This is a genomic window from uncultured Bacteroides sp. (genome assembly GCF_958445495.1).
Lineage (GTDB): Bacteria > Bacteroidota > Bacteroidia > Bacteroidales > Bacteroidaceae > Bacteroides.
Genome location: NZ_CAUCSQ010000021.1, coordinates 50888 through 66400, shown reverse-complemented (window position 1 = coordinate 66400; position 15513 = coordinate 50888). Strand labels below are relative to the sequence as shown.

Genomic DNA, 15513 nt, shown 5'->3' with positions numbered 1-15513 from the left:
ACTATGGCAAATCAGAATAAAACAGATATCGGGCTAATCGGCTTGGCTGTGATGGGTGAGAATCTCGCATTGAACATAGAGAGTAAGGGATGGCATGTCTCAGTCTACAACCGGACTGTTCCCGGAGTGGAAGAAGGGGTTGTGGAGCGTTTTATAAACGGCCGTGCAAAAAACAAGAACATTGAAGGATTTACGGATATAAAGTCATTTGTCGATTCGATAGCCACTCCTCGTAAAATCATGATGATGGTCCGTGCCGGAAGTCCGGTAGATGAACTGATGGACCAGCTTTTCCCGTTACTTTCACCCGGAGACATTCTTATTGACGGAGGCAATTCCAATTATGAAGATACTGCCCGTCGTGTCAGCTTGTCCGAATCGAAAGGATTTCTTTTCATCGGCAGCGGTGTGTCCGGAGGTGAAGAGGGAGCGTTGAACGGTGCTTCCATCATGCCCGGAGGGTCGGAAAAAGCATGGCATGAAGTGAAACCTGTTCTTCAGAGCATTGCGGCAAAAGCACCGGACGGAACTCCTTGTTGCGATTGGGTGGGACCGGCCGGTTCCGGTCATTTCGTGAAAATGATTCACAATGGCATCGAGTACGGTGATATGCAACTGATAGCTGAGGCCTATTGGGTAATGAAAAAATTGCTTGATTTGGACAATGAAGAGATGGCAGATGTGTTTACCCGTTGGAATGAAGATAAGCTTCGTAGTTATTTGGTTGAGATTACTGCCGATATTCTGCGGCATAAAGATTTGTCAGGAGGATATTTGATTGATAAAATTCTGGATACTGCCGGGCAGAAAGGAACCGGTAAATGGTCGGTTATCAATGCAATGGAGCTTGGCATGCCTTTGGGACTGATTGCCACGGCAGTATTTGAACGCAGCCTTTCCGCACAGAAAAATCTGCGCCATCTGGCTTCCGGGCAATTCCCGTGCCCGCATGCGCAATCTGTATATAATAAGGTGAAATATGTAAAGAATATATTTTCTGCCCTTTACGCTTCCAAACTCGTCTCTTATGCCCAAGGATTTGCAGTATTACAGCGTGCTTCCGACGTTTTTGGCTGGCATCTTGATTTAGCCTCCATTGCTCGTATGTGGCGGGGCGGATGCATCATTCGCAGTATATTCCTGAATGACATCGCTTCCGCCTTTGAAACTGCCGGCAAACCTGAACATTTGTTGCTGGCTCCTTATTTCCGTGAAGAGATAAAGACATTGCTTCCCGGATGGAAAAGTCTTGTTGCGGGTGCGATAAAAGAAGGGTTGCCTGTTCCGGCTTTCTCTTCTGCCTTAAATTATTTCTATTCGTTCACTTCCGCCGATTTGCCCGCCAATCTTATACAGGCGCAGCGTGATTATTTCGGTGCCCATACTTTTGAACGGAGAGATGAACAGCGCGGACAGTTCTTCCATGAAAACTGGACGGGGCACGGAGGAGATACCCAGTCGGGAACATATAATGTTTAATGACGGATTAGAAGATGGAGTATTTTGTGTTTAGTAACTTATAATTGATAGAAGTGGATAAATTCGTAATGGTTATTTTCGGCGCATCGGGTGATTTGACGAAACGTAAGCTGATGCCTGTCCTTTACTCCTTATTCCGTGATAAGCGGCTCACGGGAGATTTTTTCATACTCGGTATCGGACGTACAATCTATTCCGACGAAAATTATCGTTCCTATATATTGGAAGAATTACAAAGATTCGTCGAGACCGGTAAACGGGATATTTCCTCTATGGCATCTTTTGTTTCCCATCTGCGATATTTGCCGATGGACCCTGCAAAAGAAGAAGGATATCCATTGCTCCGGCAACGTTTAGTAGAACTGGCCGGGGGAGGCACACCTGGTAATCTGTTATTTTATCTTGCCACTCCTCCTTCCCTTTACGGTGTAGTGCCTTTGCATTTGAAAGCCGCCGGGCTGAATACCCCTTATTCACGTATAATTGTCGAAAAGCCCTTCGGGTATAATCTTGAGTCGGCACGTGAACTGAATCGTATTTACGCTTCCGTTTTTAGTGAGCACCAGATTTATCGTATCGACCATTTCCTGGGAAAGGAAACAGCACAAAATGTGCTTGCTTTCCGATTTGCCAATGGTATCTTTGAGCCTCTTTGGAATCGGAATTATATTGATTATATAGAAATTACGGCTGTAGAAAATCTCGGCATCGAGCAACGCGGCGGTTTTTATGAGACAGCGGGAGCTCTGCGTGACATGGTGCAGAACCATCTTATCCAGCTTGTAGCTCTTACGGCAATGGAGCCGCCTGCCGTTTTTAATGCTGATAATTTTCGGAATGAAGTAGTAAAAGTCTATGAATCTCTTACTCCGCTGAATAAAGAAGACCTGAACGAACACATTGTCCGCGGGCAATATACGGCTTCCGGCAACAAGAAAAGTTATCGTGAAGAAAAGGGAGTCGCTCCCGATTCACGCACGGAAACTTACATCGCCATGAAGTTAGGCATTAGTAATTGGCGATGGAGCGGCGTCCCTTTCTATATTCGTACCGGTAAGCAAATGCCGACGAAAGTTACGGAAATCGTTGTCCATTTTCGCGAGACACCCCATCAGATGTTCCGTTGTTCCGGCGGTAACTGTCCGCGGGCGAATAAGTTGATTTTGCGTTTACAGCCCAATGAAGGAATTGTGTTGAAAATAGGAATGAAAGTTCCCGGTACAGGTTTTGAAGTTCGCCAGGTGACGATGGATTTCAATTATGCGCAATTGGGAGGAATACCGGGCGGAGACGCTTATGCACGTCTGATAGACGATTGTATTCAGGGAGACCCGACGTTGTTCACCCGAAGCGATGCGGTAGAAGCCTCATGGAATTTTTTTGACCCGGTGTTGCGTTATTGGAATGAAAATCCCGATGCCCCTCTTTACGGATATCCGGTAGGAACATGGGGGCCTCTTGAGAGTGAAGCGATGATGTGCGGGCATGGAGCTGAATGGACGAATCCTTGTAAGAATTTGACAAATACAGACCAATATTGTGAATTATGAAACTTGCAGTTTTTCCCTCATCTATCGAAACCTCACGTGCCCTGATTCTTCGTCTGGTGGAACTCATGAATGAAGAACCGGAAAGAATGTTTAATATAGCGTTTAGTGGCGGCAATACTCCAGCCCTGATGTTTGACCTGTGGGCAAATGAATATCTGGACATAACTCCCTGGCATCGTATGAATATTTATTGGGTGGACGAACGTTGTGTTCCTCCTGAAGATTCGGACAGCAATTACGGAATGATGCGCAATTTGCTTCTCGGAATAGTTCCCGTTCCCTATACTCATGTTTTTCGTATCCGCGGAGAAGCCAAACCGGTGAAGGAAGCTGCCCGATACTCGGAATTGGTATATCAACAAGTACCTCACAGGTTAGGATGGCCTGAATTTGATATTGTATTACTGGGAGCCGGAGATGACGGGCATACCTCCTCCATTTTTCCCGGACAGGAAAATTTGCTTACTTCTAATTCTTGTTACGTGGTTAGTACGCACCCCCGTAACGGACAGAAACGTATTGCAATGACCGGATACCCTATTTTGAATGCCCGCCATGTTATTTTCCTGATTACCGGAAGAAATAAGTCGGATGTAGTAGAGGAGATATGTAATTCGGGAGACACTGGTCCCGCGGCTTATATAGCTCATCATGCCCGGCATGTCGAACTGTTTGTGGATAGGGGAGCTGCATCCTATAAAATGAAGGAATAATTAAGTGTGACCGTATAGTCATATAATTATCCGAAATAGAAAAATAATTGTCACTTTGTTATTTAATGGGATAGATATACTTTTGTTGAGCCGATAGAGTTCATCGTTCAAGAAATGTATGAGCAGAGTCGTATTCATCGAGAATATGCTAAGCGATGTCTTGCCGGGAATAATTTACACATAATCAGAGAGATTGATGATGAACTTTGAGAAAACTTTATTAGAGATATATCCTTGGATATTTCATGTAGCAAAAAGATTTGGCTGATAAACTACTTCAAAACCGGGATAAGTTTAATTGTTTTAAAACTCTGAAATCTGGGTGTATTTCTTATGATGAGATAAGTGAAATCTTGAACATGCCGGTTGGCACTGTTAGGAGTCGTATTTCTTCCGGTCGGAAGTTTCTGCTTCATGAAATTGGGTATTGACGACTGATTAAAAGTGTATGGAAATAACATTTTTCATAAATATAGCAAAATAGTTATGTTCTTATTTGGCGTTTTATAACAAAAACGCTATATTTGTATCGTCTTAAATAAACGGTCTTTTAAATAATGAAGTACAATCAGTTTTTTGCGGAACTTACCGCAGCAGGTTGTTACGTTCTCAGGCACGGGGCTAATCATGATATTTGGTACAGCCCTAAAACGGGAAACAAGTTTGCTTTGTCAAGGCATGGCAAACAGGAAGTACCTACCGGGATGGAACGTAAAGCGAGAAAGGTTCTTTTGGGGGAGTAATCCCCCTTACCTTTTGCGCTTCATGGTTGAAGGCTGTAATAGTTGGGACAATAGGGTACGGTAATAGTGCCGTACTCTTATTTTAAGGCAATGGATATGAAAGTAACTGTAATTATGGAAAAGGCGAGTGATGGGTATTACTCATGTTTTGTCAAGGAAGATTTACCCGGCTTTGGTTTGGCTGGATATGGAGATACGGCAGAAGCCGCCAAAGAGGATATGATGAAAGCGTATGAGGAAATAAAGGAGATGCAGGCAGAAGAAGGTAAGGAAGTGCCGGAATTGGAGTTTATCTACAAATATGATATGCAGTCTTTTTTCAACTATTTTTCATTTCTGAACGTTACTAAGGTTGCAGAGTTGGCAGGTATCAATGCTTCATTGATGCGACAATATACTTCCGGGGTTACAGTAGCTGGACAAAAACAATATGATAAGATACGGGTAGCAATAGAACGTATATCGAAAGAGTTGTCTGTTGCTACTTTTTAAAGATAGTGTACCGCTGTGAAGCGAGACCGTTTTTAAGACAAAGACAGGCTCCGTTCCTTTATCAGGGTTCGGAGCTTTTTTATGAAAGAATTAATCTGCAGATTGAGAATACGGAAAGTCATAATTATTTCATATTGTAATTATTATACTGAGAAACAAATAGTTATGTCGTGTTTTAGCAAAGTATGATTTTAAAAAAATTAAAGGTCATCTCAAGTTCATTTTGAGACAGCCTCTTTTATTTTGTGTTTATCTTCTTTTATTGTTGTGTAAAATATGTGCTCATAATTTAATTTAACTTATTTATATCGTTCAAGAAGTTCTATTCTCGGAGATATGAGTAAGTTTGTGCAACTTTAAAATTAAACATTATGGCAAAGAAAATTGGGTATATTGAAAAAGATGGAGTAATTTTTGTATCTGTTAAAGACGTATTTGAATATCTATATGAAGTAGAGGTAATTACTACGGAGGAACAGATGTGTGTATCTCGATGGGATTTTGAGAAAAATATTCTTAAGCGTTTATATGATTGTCATAAGAGCGGTGAGCGGACAGATGCTGATATTCCTTGGATAATAGATAGAGAGTTTTATTGCCATTGGTTACGTTTTGAATATACTGACCTCACAAAGGTTATTAAGAATCTGCGAAATGAAAGAGAAGTTAAGAAATTAGCAATAATAATTGATTTTCATGACTTTACACGCAGTAAGCTATTTGTGAAGCGTAAATTTGCATTAAAATGATGATTGAATAAGAAAAGCGAAGAAGAGGTAGCTATTCGGCTACCTCTTGGTTTTGTAACCCTCTCTATCAACAGCACGCAATCCATCATAACTGACATACCTCATTTTCATTGCATAGTTGATGACAACCTTTAAAAGTGTAATATAGATGTTGATTGCCGTACTCGAAAGCTTTGCTTTTGTCAGCCATGATATGTATTGGTTTATTCGAATCGGAGTGATATGCTCCATGAGAGAACCAAGTCCCACGAATTGAAGAAACTTGTTTGTCCCTAATTTGTAGAGCTTGTACGTAGCAGTACGATTTACTTCGTCAATTTGAGAAAGACATTCATCTACGACGTCCTCAAATTTACGATGCTTTTCCCCTGTTCGGGGAGTAGTTATCATTTTGACTAATTGTGCACAGGTCAGGGAATCGGTGTATTCAAGTTCCATATATCGCTTAAAATACATGTTATATTGCTGTTGTAATTTAGTATTAAGGAAATCCTTGTCCGGACGTCGTATTATTTTCCCGTTCTTGAATTCGTTTTCGTGAACCGCAATGTCTGTTGTGATAAATCTTGTATCAGAGTTATGTGCGACTCTGATTCTTATTTTATGTGTTCTGTCAGATAGTACTTTCGAGGGAATAATTATTAACGATAATGTAGCCATAATTTGTGTTTTTTATTGGAAAATGGGGTTTTCGACCATAATCCGAAATTTATTTTACTGTAATCTATTCATAATCAGATTTTAATACGGTTATTTTCCGACCATAATCCGACCATTTTTCGACCATTAAATAGCGTCAAAAGTGACGTTTTGAGTCTCATATATAGCTACTAATATGAATACAATTTAGTTCGGTTTATACTGTAATTAGTTGATTATCAGATATAAAAATAGCTCCCTAGTTCGTCCGCCGACGAGGGAGCTATCAACACAAAAACTAAACTAGACTTAACTAAACTATTCTATTCTTGGAATTTCACAATCCCTTTCTGTTCGTTGCAAAGGTATATATAAAACATCTTTTGGCAAACTATAATCGACAAAATTCTCTTTTTTGCCGATAAAATAGCTAAACATTAGCTTCTTTCATCGAGGAAAGTCTGAAAAACTTGTTTATAGCTGTCGCTGATGGGGATATAAGTTTTATCGAATACGATGCGGCCGCGGTCGATGACACGTATTTTATCCTTCTGTACAATAAATGAGCGATGTACGCGGATGAACCGGCTGGACGGCAAAAGCTCCTCCATTGCTTTCATGCTCATTAATGACAGAATCGGTTTGGAAGCATCCTCTGTATAAATTTTGATATAATCTTTCAGGCCTTCGATATACATGATTTTCTTCAGTTCCACCTGCACTAACTTATAGTCGCTTTTCACGAAAATACTGTCAATCTCCTCCGGTTTCTGTACCAGCTCGAACCATTGGAGAGCTTTGTTGGCTGCTTGCAGGAAATCCACATACGAGATAGGCTTTAACAGATAATCGAGCGCGTTGACACGATAACCGTCAATGGCATATTGGCCGAAAGCCGTGGTAAATACAATCCGGGTATGCGAATCTACCATTTTGGAAAATTCCAGTCCGTTAAGTTCCGGCATCTGGATATCCAGAAAAAGCAAGTCCACTTCTTCGCCCGGCAACTCCTTCATAGCCTGGACTGCGCTGGAATACTTTCCGGTAAGCTGCAGAAACGGAGTTTTATTAACATAACTCTCCAGCAGGCTGAGAGCTAAAGGTTCATCATCTACGATTGCACAACGTAACACCATAATTCTATCTGTTATTTAATACTTGACAATTCCGTCTATTCCCCGATTCTGATACTCAATCTCGATTCATACACCTTTCCGTCCTTCGAGACCCCCTTCGACCAGGTATATGCCTTCGGATATAAAATCTCCAGCCGGCGGCTGACCTGTTCTAGTCCCACCCCCGAACCACTCTTGTCTTCCGTCGTCTTGGGATGATTGCTGTTGCATATTTCGCAAACCACCTCTTTGTCATTCTCCGAAATACGGATACTGATAAAACTGGTTTCAGTGGGAGAGATGCCATGCTTAAAAGCATTCTCAATCAGAGAAATGAAAATAAGCGGGGCGATGAGCGTCTGGCTGTCGGGCTTAATATCAAATCGGGTAGTCATTTTCACGTTGGATGACAGGCGAATACGCATCAACTCGATGTAATTACGGATAAAATCCACCTCTTTGCATAAAGGAACATATGTCTGCTGGTTGTCATATAAAACATATCGCAGCAGTTTGCTCAATTCCTGTACAGCCTGTTGCGCCTTATCCGAGTCGAATGCAATCAACGCATAAATATTGTTCAGGGTATTCAGCAGAAAATGCGGATTCAGTTGGTTGCGTAAATTCTTCAGTTCGGCTTCTGCACGGCTCTTTTCCGCTTCCTTGCGGGCAGCCTCATTCTGTGTCCATCGGGCGCTCATGCGGATAGCCGCGCTCAATCCGATTGTGAAAACAAGGCTCAGCATATCCCTGGCAAAAAACAGCCATCCCGGAGGCATTCCCTGACGTTTAGGCGCCATAGACGGATCAAATGTCAAGTTTTGCCAGAGTTGCAACAACAGTCCGATAATCAATAATAAGACAATGTTGTAAGTGATATATTTTTTAGCCTGGTTCTGAAAAAGATAGCGGGGAACCAGAATAAAATAATTGGTGTAGAACGCAATCATGAAAGATAAAGGCACGGCTGCGTGGCGCACGTAAGCCAGCCAGTTGATAATCCCGTTCCCGCGTTCGACGAAAAAGAACGGGAAACCGAACATAATCCCCCAGCTGATAATATGTATCAGTATTTCCAGGGGACGACGTGCGGATGTAAGAGTTTGTTTCATAAAGACAAAGATAGTGGTTTATTCGTATCTAATCGCCTCTATCGGGTCTAAATCTGCAGCTTTCTTTGCAGGATACCATCCGAAAAAGACTCCGGTGACGGTACACACGGCAAAAGACAGGAATACGCTCCACGGCTGGATATAAATGGGCCAGTGCGCCACACTTTTTACAATCCAACTGGCGCCGCAGCCGATAACCACTCCGATGATGCCGCCGGTGATGCTAATCAGGATGGCTTCAATCAGGAACTGGCTTAAAATATCGATACCCCGTGCCCCGACAGACATACGGAGTCCGATTTCCCGCGTACGTTCCGTAACCGATACATACATGATATTCATGATTCCGATACCTCCCACCACTAATGAAATGCCGGCGATACAGGCAAGAAGAGTCGTCATCAGGTCAGTCGTGGAGTTTAACATCGTACTTAACTCCTGCTGCGTGCGGATGGTGAAATTATCGTCATCCGACTCCTTCAACTTATGGTTGCGGCGGAGAATCTCGGTAATCTCCTCTGTGGCATAATCAGTCATATCCTCGGTAAGGGCAGAGGCAAAAATACCTTGCAGGTAAGTGACGGCGAGCATACGCTTCATGACTGTAGTGTAAGGCGCGAGCACGATAGCATCCTGGTCCTGTCCCATAGAGTTGTAACCTTTTGATTTGAGTACGCCTACCACGCGGAGCGGTACTTGGCTGAAACGGATTATCTTTCCTACCGGGTCGCTTCCGTCAGGGAAAAGATTATCTACTATCGTCTTTCCGATAACACATACCTTGGCAGAGCTCTGGATATCGGCTTCCGTGAACATTTCCCCGTTCTCGACAGTCAATTGGCGGATGTCGAGATATTCGGTCCCGACTCCGTTGACAGAAGCGGGATAGTTGTTATTGCCGGCAATGAGCTGTCCCGACGAAGAAACATTGGGACTGATGGCAGACAGGAAACTCGTCTCGTCGCGCAGAGCCTCATAGTCGGTCAGTTTTAAAGTCTGCATCTCCGAAGGGTCTTGCCGGACCCCTCCCCGCATATCGGCTCCCGGATGAATCATTATCATGTTCGAGCCCATCTCGGATATTTGCTGCTGGATACTTTTCTTCGAACCCTGTCCGATGGCAAGCATCGTGATGACAGAAGCCACACCGATGATGATGCCGAGCATGGTAAGAAAAGCGCGTAGCTTATTGTTCGCCAGTGCCCGGAGAGCTATCTTAAATAAATTAGTTCCATTCATAATGAATAAATTGCTGATATGCCAATATGCTGATTCCCGGTTTTTCCGGCAATATTACCCTGCAGGCAACCGGCGTGCCAGCATATCGGCGTATTGAATAATTATTAATCCTCATCGTTTTTCGGTAACGCCGCCAGCGCTTCGGCCGCTGACAGAATATCCTTGTTGACGATATCCTCTATCACATGACCGTCGCGCAACCGGATGTTCCGGCTGCTGTACTGCGCAATTTCAGGATTGTGCGTAACGAAGATGATAGTACGTCCTTCTGCGTGCAGCTTCTGAAACAAGACAAGTATCTCGAAAGAAGTGCGGGTGTCGAGATTTCCGGTAGCTTCGTCGGCGAGAATAACGGCAGGATTGTTCACCAACGCGCGGGCGATGGCGACACGTTGCATTTGCCCGCCGGACATCTGGTTGGACTTATGTTCCAAACGGTCTCCCAGTCCCACCGCCTGTAAAGCCTCGATAGACCGGCGGCGGCGTTCGGCGGCGCTGACGGAAGAGTTGTACATTAACGGTAATTCCACATTCTCCACTGCCGTCGTCTTGGGAAGCAAGTTATAGTTCTGGAATACAAAACCGATTTTCCGGTTTCTCAATATCGCACGCTGAGACTTGCTCATAGTACGGACAGAGATTCCGTCAAGGAAATATTCCCCGCTGGTCGGAGTGTCCAGGCAGCCTAATGTGTTGAGCAGCGTAGACTTTCCCGAACCGGAAGTTCCCATGATAGTGACAAACTCCCCCTCATTGATTGTGAACGAGACTCCCCGTAACGCATGGACGGTTTCTTCCCCTACCTGAAAGTTACGTTTGATATTTTGAAGTTCAATTACTTTTTTCATTGTAAATAATGTGCTAATGTGCCAGTTGGCGCGCCAATCCTCCTATCGCCTGATGAGGCCGTGACATAACAGGCCGGCAGACGGCAAGACCGGCACATTGAATGATTATTTTTTCTTCTTACTTCCCGGAGGGCCCGGCATGAACGGGCTTCTTTCCCCCGTTTCGGAACCGGCTTCCGCTTCCGGAGACTCGCCCGGCATCACACCGACGGTAGCTTCCGTGATAATCCGCATCCCTTCACTGACGCCGCTGATAATCTCCGTAGATATTCCGTTCGTGATTCCGATTTCTACCGGGTGGGCGGTGAACGTATTTTCCTCGCGTGTCCAGACCTTATGTTCCCCTTCGCAATCTTTCACGATATCGTTCTTGCCGATTAGCGGTTGTTCCGGAGTGAACCGCAAAGCCTTGTTCGGGACAGACAACACACCCTTCTTGTCAAGAGTGTAAATCGTAATGTTAGCTGTCAGGCGCGGTTTCAGTTTCAGGTCCGGGTTATGAGCGGAGATAACCACCTCATAAGTAACCACCGTACTGGTGCTGGTAGTCGTGCTGCTGCTACTGCTTGAATCTCCCAGGCGGATTTGAGTGACAATCCCTTCGAATGTGTCATTCGGATAAGCGTCTACCGTGAAAGTAGCGCGCTGTCCCTCTTCCACGCCGCCTATGTCAGCTTCATCCACATCGGCCACTACCTGCATCTTCGTCAAGTCCGCCGCGATGGTGAAAAGGGTAGGAGTCTCGAATCCGGAAGCGACAGTCTGGCCGGCTTCCACATCCCGGCTGATTACCACACCGTTAATCGGCGATGTAATCGTAGCATAAGAAAGATTCCGTTCAGCCTTTGCCAGGGCAGCCTTGCTGCTGTCATAATTACTTTTGGCTTTTTGGTAATTATAGAGAGCCTCCTCATAATCCGTGTCGCTAATCATGGATTTCTCGTGCAACCCTTTGCTGCGTTGGTAATTCTTTTCCTGATATTCGAATTCGGCCTTTGCGCCGTCATAAGCCGCCTGCTGTGATGCCAGCTCGCTTTGCAGAGTGACCCGGTCCATTTCGGCAATCAACTGGCCTTGAGTCACTACCGAATTATAATCTACGTAAATCTTGTCAATGATACCGGACACCTGTGTACCCACTTCTACTTCCGTCACCGGTTCAATCGTTCCGGTAGCAGTCACCGAATTCGAGATATCGCCTTTGCCGACGGTAGTAGTGGCATACGTGACCTTGTGCTTGGCGGGTGAGCCGGTGAAGAGCCAGATTCCCGCTCCCACAACAACGACGACTGCCGCAGCGATTAGAATAATCTTTTTTGTTTTCATTCGTTTATTATGCTTTTTACTTATTTATAATGCTGGTATATATTTCCTGTCGCGAAATTACAAAGCTTATCTGTCCATTATAAAGCCAGTTTCTCTCCCTGGTAGAACTTCAACAACTGAGTGTTCAGTATTGCCATATACTTAGCTTGAAGTTGCTCTTGCCGAGCCTGCAGCAAATTGTTTTTCTCGGTAAGAAGCTCTACGGTATTTTTCATTCCCAAGTTGAACTGTTCGCTAATCAGGTCATAACTGATTTGCGTGCTTTTCAGCTTTTCATTGGCTGCCGCATAACGTTGCTGCGCGCTGTTGGCGTCCAGCCAGAGACCTTCGATTGTCTTGTACAAGGCCTTCTGTTCGTCCAGTAAAGACAACATGCTGGTTTGGTACTGCAACTTCGCTTTTTGTATGGCACTCTTCGTCTGGCGGTTGTTAAAGATAGGAACACTCACGGATAAGCCGATAGAATTGTTCCATCCGTTTTTCACCTGTTCGCCGAAAGTGAAATCACTGCCGCTGGTGTGCGTCGTACCGATTCCCGCGCTGAGGCTGATTGTCGGGAAATAGCCGGATTTGGCAATGTCAATCTCCAGTTCGGAAGCATTCACGTTCAGTTTGCTTGCCTCAATCTCCGGACGGGTGGCGAGCGCGTTTACGTAAACATCCTTCTTCGTGGGCAGCGGAGACAAGACATTCTCGTCAGACAAAGAAGGGAGATAAATATTCATCTCGTTTTCCCCGTCCAGTTCAAGCAGTTGTTTAAGTTGTAATTTGTAATCCTGCAAAGTGGCTTGCGCTGTGACAAGTTGATAACGGTCAGTGCTGACCTGCGCCTCCAGTTGTGCGAAATCGCTCTTGGCAATGCTCCCGGCGTTCAGCAGCTCTTGCCCGCGGTCACGCTGTGCGATGGAGACTTGCAGCGTATTCTCGTTTACCCGGACAGATTCCGCCGCATAAAGTATCTGGATGTAAGCCTGTGCGATAGACTCCTGAATGCTGTTTTCAGACGTCTCCACATCCAGTTCGGCCACTTGATTGTTCAATTTCTCCTGTTTGAGAGTCTTCAACCGTTTGCTGCCGTTGTAAATGGTCCATGAAGCGTTCAGGCCGTAGTTACCGTTATAACTGGTCTTGCTGTTGGCGCTGATAATCTCATTGCCGCTCACCCTGCTGCTTGACTCCTGGTACGGGCGATTCACTACCTGCTGACTGGTAGAAAACGAAAGGCTGGGAAACAGGGCGGCCTTAGCCGTCTTTACGTCAATCTGCGTACTTTCCGCAGTAACCCGGTTTTTACGGATTGTGATATTCTGCTCAAGGGCATAGTCAATACACGTTTGCAAGTCCCATTGGTCGGGAAGCTTTGCCTCACTCAGCGTATCGGCCTGCAGCGAAGAGTTTTGGGCAGCCACGCCGGCCAGCATGCCTGTGCCTAAAAATACTATCACTGTCAATCTTCTTACGTTTATCATACTTGTTTTTCTATTAATTTACCGGAAACGAAGGTACGTACATATTATATGAACGGCAAAAGCGATAGACAGATTACGTTATTTCGCCGTTAAATGATTTTTTTCTGTCGATAGGCAGGTTTTCCGGAAAAAACACAGGGATTCTTACAACAATTCAGGGTATTTGTTTGTTTTATTTATAGAAATTGTATATTTGTACTCATTACAAATTTTAGTGTCGCGATATGAAAAATACACTGCTTTCCATTTGGAACTTTTATTTGGAAGGTTTCCGTAGTATGACGTTAGGACGTACTTTATGGATTATCATCTTATTGAAACTGTTTGTCATGTTCTTCATCCTGAAACTTTTCTTTTTTCCGGATTTCCTCGGCAGGCATTCCACAGATGCCGATAAAGGGACGTATGTGGGAAATGAACTGATACGGCGCGCCCTTCCGGAAAAGACTGTTGAATTTTAACCCTTAAACTGCATAAATTATGATTGAAAGTATCGACACTTCGCTGATTGATTGGTCAAGAGCCCAATTTGCGATGACGGCTATGTACCATTGGATTTTTGTTCCTCTTACACTCGGTCTGGCGGTGGTGATGGGGATTATGGAGACCTTATATTATAAGACAGGCAATGAATTCTGGAAACGGACCGCCAAGTTCTGGATGAAGCTCTTCGGCATTAATTTTGCCATCGGCGTAGCGACCGGATTGATTCTCGAATTCGAGTTCGGCACGAACTGGAGCAATTATTCCTGGTTTGTCGGTGATATTTTTGGCGCGCCGCTAGCCATAGAAGGTATCCTGGCATTCTTTATGGAGGCCACCTTTATCGCTGTCATGTTCTTCGGTTGGGAGAAAGTCAGCAAACGTTTCCATTTGGCTTCTACCTGGCTGACAGGTTTGGGAGCCACGATATCCGCTTGGTGGATTCTCGTTGCCAATGCATGGATGCAACATCCGGTAGGCATGGAATTTAACCCGGATACGGTGCGTAACGAAATGGTGGACTTCTGGGCGGTGGCTACTTCGCCGGTGGCCGTCAACAAGTTCTTTCATACGGTATTGTCCGGCTGGGTGCTTGGCGGCGTGTTTGTAGTCGGTGTCAGTTGTTGGTACTTATTGAAGAAACGTAACCGGGAGTTTGCGCTTGCCAGTATTAAAATAGGTGCGATTTTCGGATTGGCCGCCTCTCTGCTTGCCGTTTGGACGGGCGACGGTTCCGGCTACCAGATTGCCCGGACACAGCCGATGAAACTTGCTGCCGTCGAAGGATTGTATGAAGGAGGTGAAAACGTAGGGCTGGTAGGAATCGGAGTCTTGAATACCGGGAAAGAAACCTATGACGACGGGAAAGAGCCTTTTCTTTTCCGTATTGAAATACCCGGCATGCTCTCTTTTCTTGCCGGGCGTGATGCGAATGCCTATGTTCCGGGAATCGCGGATATCATAGAAGGCGGTTACCGGTTGGAAGACGGCACGCCGGCTCTCTCCGCCGCGGAAAAGATTGAGCGGGGCAAGACGGCCATCAGCGCGTTGGCAGCCTATCGCGCGGCGAAGAGCGCGGGAAACGAGGAAGATGCGCGGACGGCATACCAAGTGTTGCAGGACAACATCGCCTATTTCGGATATGGATATATTAAAGATGTGAACCAGTTGGTTCCGGATGTTCCGCTGAATTTTTACGCCTTCCGTGTGATGGTCATTCTGGGCGGGTATTTCATCCTTTTCTTTATCGTCGTCCTTTTCTTTGTCTACAAGAAAGATTTGAGTAAAATGCGTTGGATGCATCGGATTGCTTTGTGGACGATACCTCTGGCATACATCGCCGGACAAGCCGGATGGATAGTCGCCGAATGCGGGCGCCAGCCGTGGGCAATCCGGGATATGCTCCCGACCTCAGTCGCCATATCCAAGTTGGATACAGGGTCGGTGCAGACCACCTTCTTTATTTTCCTGTTCCTGTTTACGGTCATGCTGATTGCAGGCGCAGGAATCATGGTGAAAGCTATCAGGAAAGGGCCGGGGAATGAGTTGTCATAAAC

General features: G+C 45.1%; 15 protein-coding genes and 1 pseudogene. 9 read left to right on the top strand and 7 right to left on the bottom strand.

All coding sequences use genetic code 11. From position 1 onward, the window contains the following. Positions 1–3: 3 nt before the first annotated feature. The 7 genes and pseudogenes from gnd (at position 4) to Q5076_RS09290 (ending at position 5726) form a co-directional block, all read left to right on the top strand. On the top strand, positions 4–1479 hold the full coding sequence (gnd, locus tag Q5076_RS09315) for a decarboxylating NADP(+)-dependent phosphogluconate dehydrogenase (protein WP_303012670.1): 1476 nt from the start codon (positions 4–6) through the stop codon (positions 1477–1479). A 53-nt stretch (positions 1480–1532) separates the two neighbouring features. Continuing rightward, the gene (gene zwf, locus Q5076_RS09310; protein WP_303012669.1) at positions 1533–3029 is read left to right on the top strand and encodes a glucose-6-phosphate dehydrogenase; all 1497 of its coding nucleotides are present in this window, start codon (positions 1533–1535) and stop codon (positions 3027–3029) included. Further along, positions 3026–3742: a 6-phosphogluconolactonase gene (gene pgl, locus Q5076_RS09305; RefSeq protein WP_303012667.1), complete on the top strand. Its 717-nt coding sequence runs from the start codon at positions 3026–3028 to the stop codon at positions 3740–3742. Before zwf ends, pgl begins: the two co-directional genes overlap by 4 nt. A 199-nt stretch (positions 3743–3941) precedes the next feature. After that, positions 3942–4173 (top strand): annotated as a pseudogene (locus Q5076_RS09300) (sigma factor-like helix-turn-helix DNA-binding protein). 126 nt (positions 4174–4299) lie between these two features. Continuing rightward, positions 4300–4485: a type II toxin-antitoxin system HicA family toxin gene (locus Q5076_RS17890; protein WP_005652458.1), complete on the top strand. Its 186-nt coding sequence runs from the start codon at positions 4300–4302 to the stop codon at positions 4483–4485. Positions 4486–4581: 96 nt separating this feature from the next. Then, positions 4582–4977: a type II toxin-antitoxin system HicB family antitoxin gene (locus tag Q5076_RS09295; RefSeq protein WP_303012666.1), complete on the top strand. Its 396-nt coding sequence runs from the start codon at positions 4582–4584 to the stop codon at positions 4975–4977. A 371-nt stretch (positions 4978–5348) separates the two neighbouring features. Beyond that, the gene (locus tag Q5076_RS09290; RefSeq protein WP_303012664.1) at positions 5349–5726 is read left to right on the top strand and encodes a hypothetical protein; all 378 of its coding nucleotides are present in this window, start codon (positions 5349–5351) and stop codon (positions 5724–5726) included. Positions 5727–5765: 39 nt separating this feature from the next. On the opposite strand, the gene Q5076_RS09285 is transcribed toward Q5076_RS09290, so the two are convergent. From Q5076_RS09285 to Q5076_RS09255, 7 genes are all read right to left on the bottom strand, one after another. Continuing rightward, complete coding sequence (locus Q5076_RS09285; RefSeq protein ID WP_368389378.1) at positions 5766–6386, bottom strand: phage integrase SAM-like domain-containing protein; 621 nt, start codon at positions 6384–6386, stop codon at positions 5766–5768. Positions 6387–6802: 416 nt separating this feature from the next. Then, a complete protein-coding gene (locus Q5076_RS09280; protein WP_303012662.1) occupies positions 6803–7501 on the bottom strand; it encodes a LytTR family DNA-binding domain-containing protein in 699 nt (232 codons plus the stop codon). Positions 7502–7536: 35 nt separating this feature from the next. Further along, complete coding sequence (locus Q5076_RS09275) at positions 7537–8592, bottom strand: sensor histidine kinase (RefSeq protein WP_303012661.1); 1056 nt, start codon at positions 8590–8592, stop codon at positions 7537–7539. An 18-nt stretch (positions 8593–8610) separates the two neighbouring features. Beyond that, a complete protein-coding gene (locus Q5076_RS09270) occupies positions 8611–9831 on the bottom strand; it encodes an ABC transporter permease (protein WP_303012659.1) in 1221 nt (406 codons plus the stop codon). A gap of 104 nt (positions 9832–9935) precedes the next feature. Next, a complete protein-coding gene (locus Q5076_RS09265) occupies positions 9936–10679 on the bottom strand; it encodes an ABC transporter ATP-binding protein (protein ID WP_303012658.1) in 744 nt (247 codons plus the stop codon). A 105-nt stretch (positions 10680–10784) separates the two neighbouring features. Then, positions 10785–12005 carry an efflux RND transporter periplasmic adaptor subunit gene (locus tag Q5076_RS09260; RefSeq protein WP_303012656.1) on the bottom strand — a complete coding sequence of 407 codons (1221 nt, stop codon included), beginning with the start codon at positions 12003–12005 and terminating at the stop codon, positions 10785–10787. 77 nt (positions 12006–12082) lie between these two features. After that, entirely contained in the window at positions 12083–13474 is a 1392-nt protein-coding gene (locus tag Q5076_RS09255) for a TolC family protein (RefSeq protein WP_303012654.1), read from the bottom strand. A gap of 224 nt (positions 13475–13698) precedes the next feature. Between Q5076_RS09255 and Q5076_RS09250 the strand changes: the two genes are divergently transcribed. Both Q5076_RS09250 and Q5076_RS09245 read left to right on the top strand, forming a co-directional pair. Beyond that, on the top strand, positions 13699–13935 hold the full coding sequence (locus Q5076_RS09250) for a DUF4492 domain-containing protein (protein ID WP_303012652.1): 237 nt from the start codon (positions 13699–13701) through the stop codon (positions 13933–13935). Between the two features lie 19 nt (positions 13936–13954). Then, positions 13955–15511 carry a cytochrome ubiquinol oxidase subunit I gene (locus tag Q5076_RS09245; RefSeq protein WP_303012650.1) on the top strand — a complete coding sequence of 519 codons (1557 nt, stop codon included), beginning with the start codon at positions 13955–13957 and terminating at the stop codon, positions 15509–15511. The last annotated feature ends 2 nt before the right edge of the window (positions 15512–15513 follow it).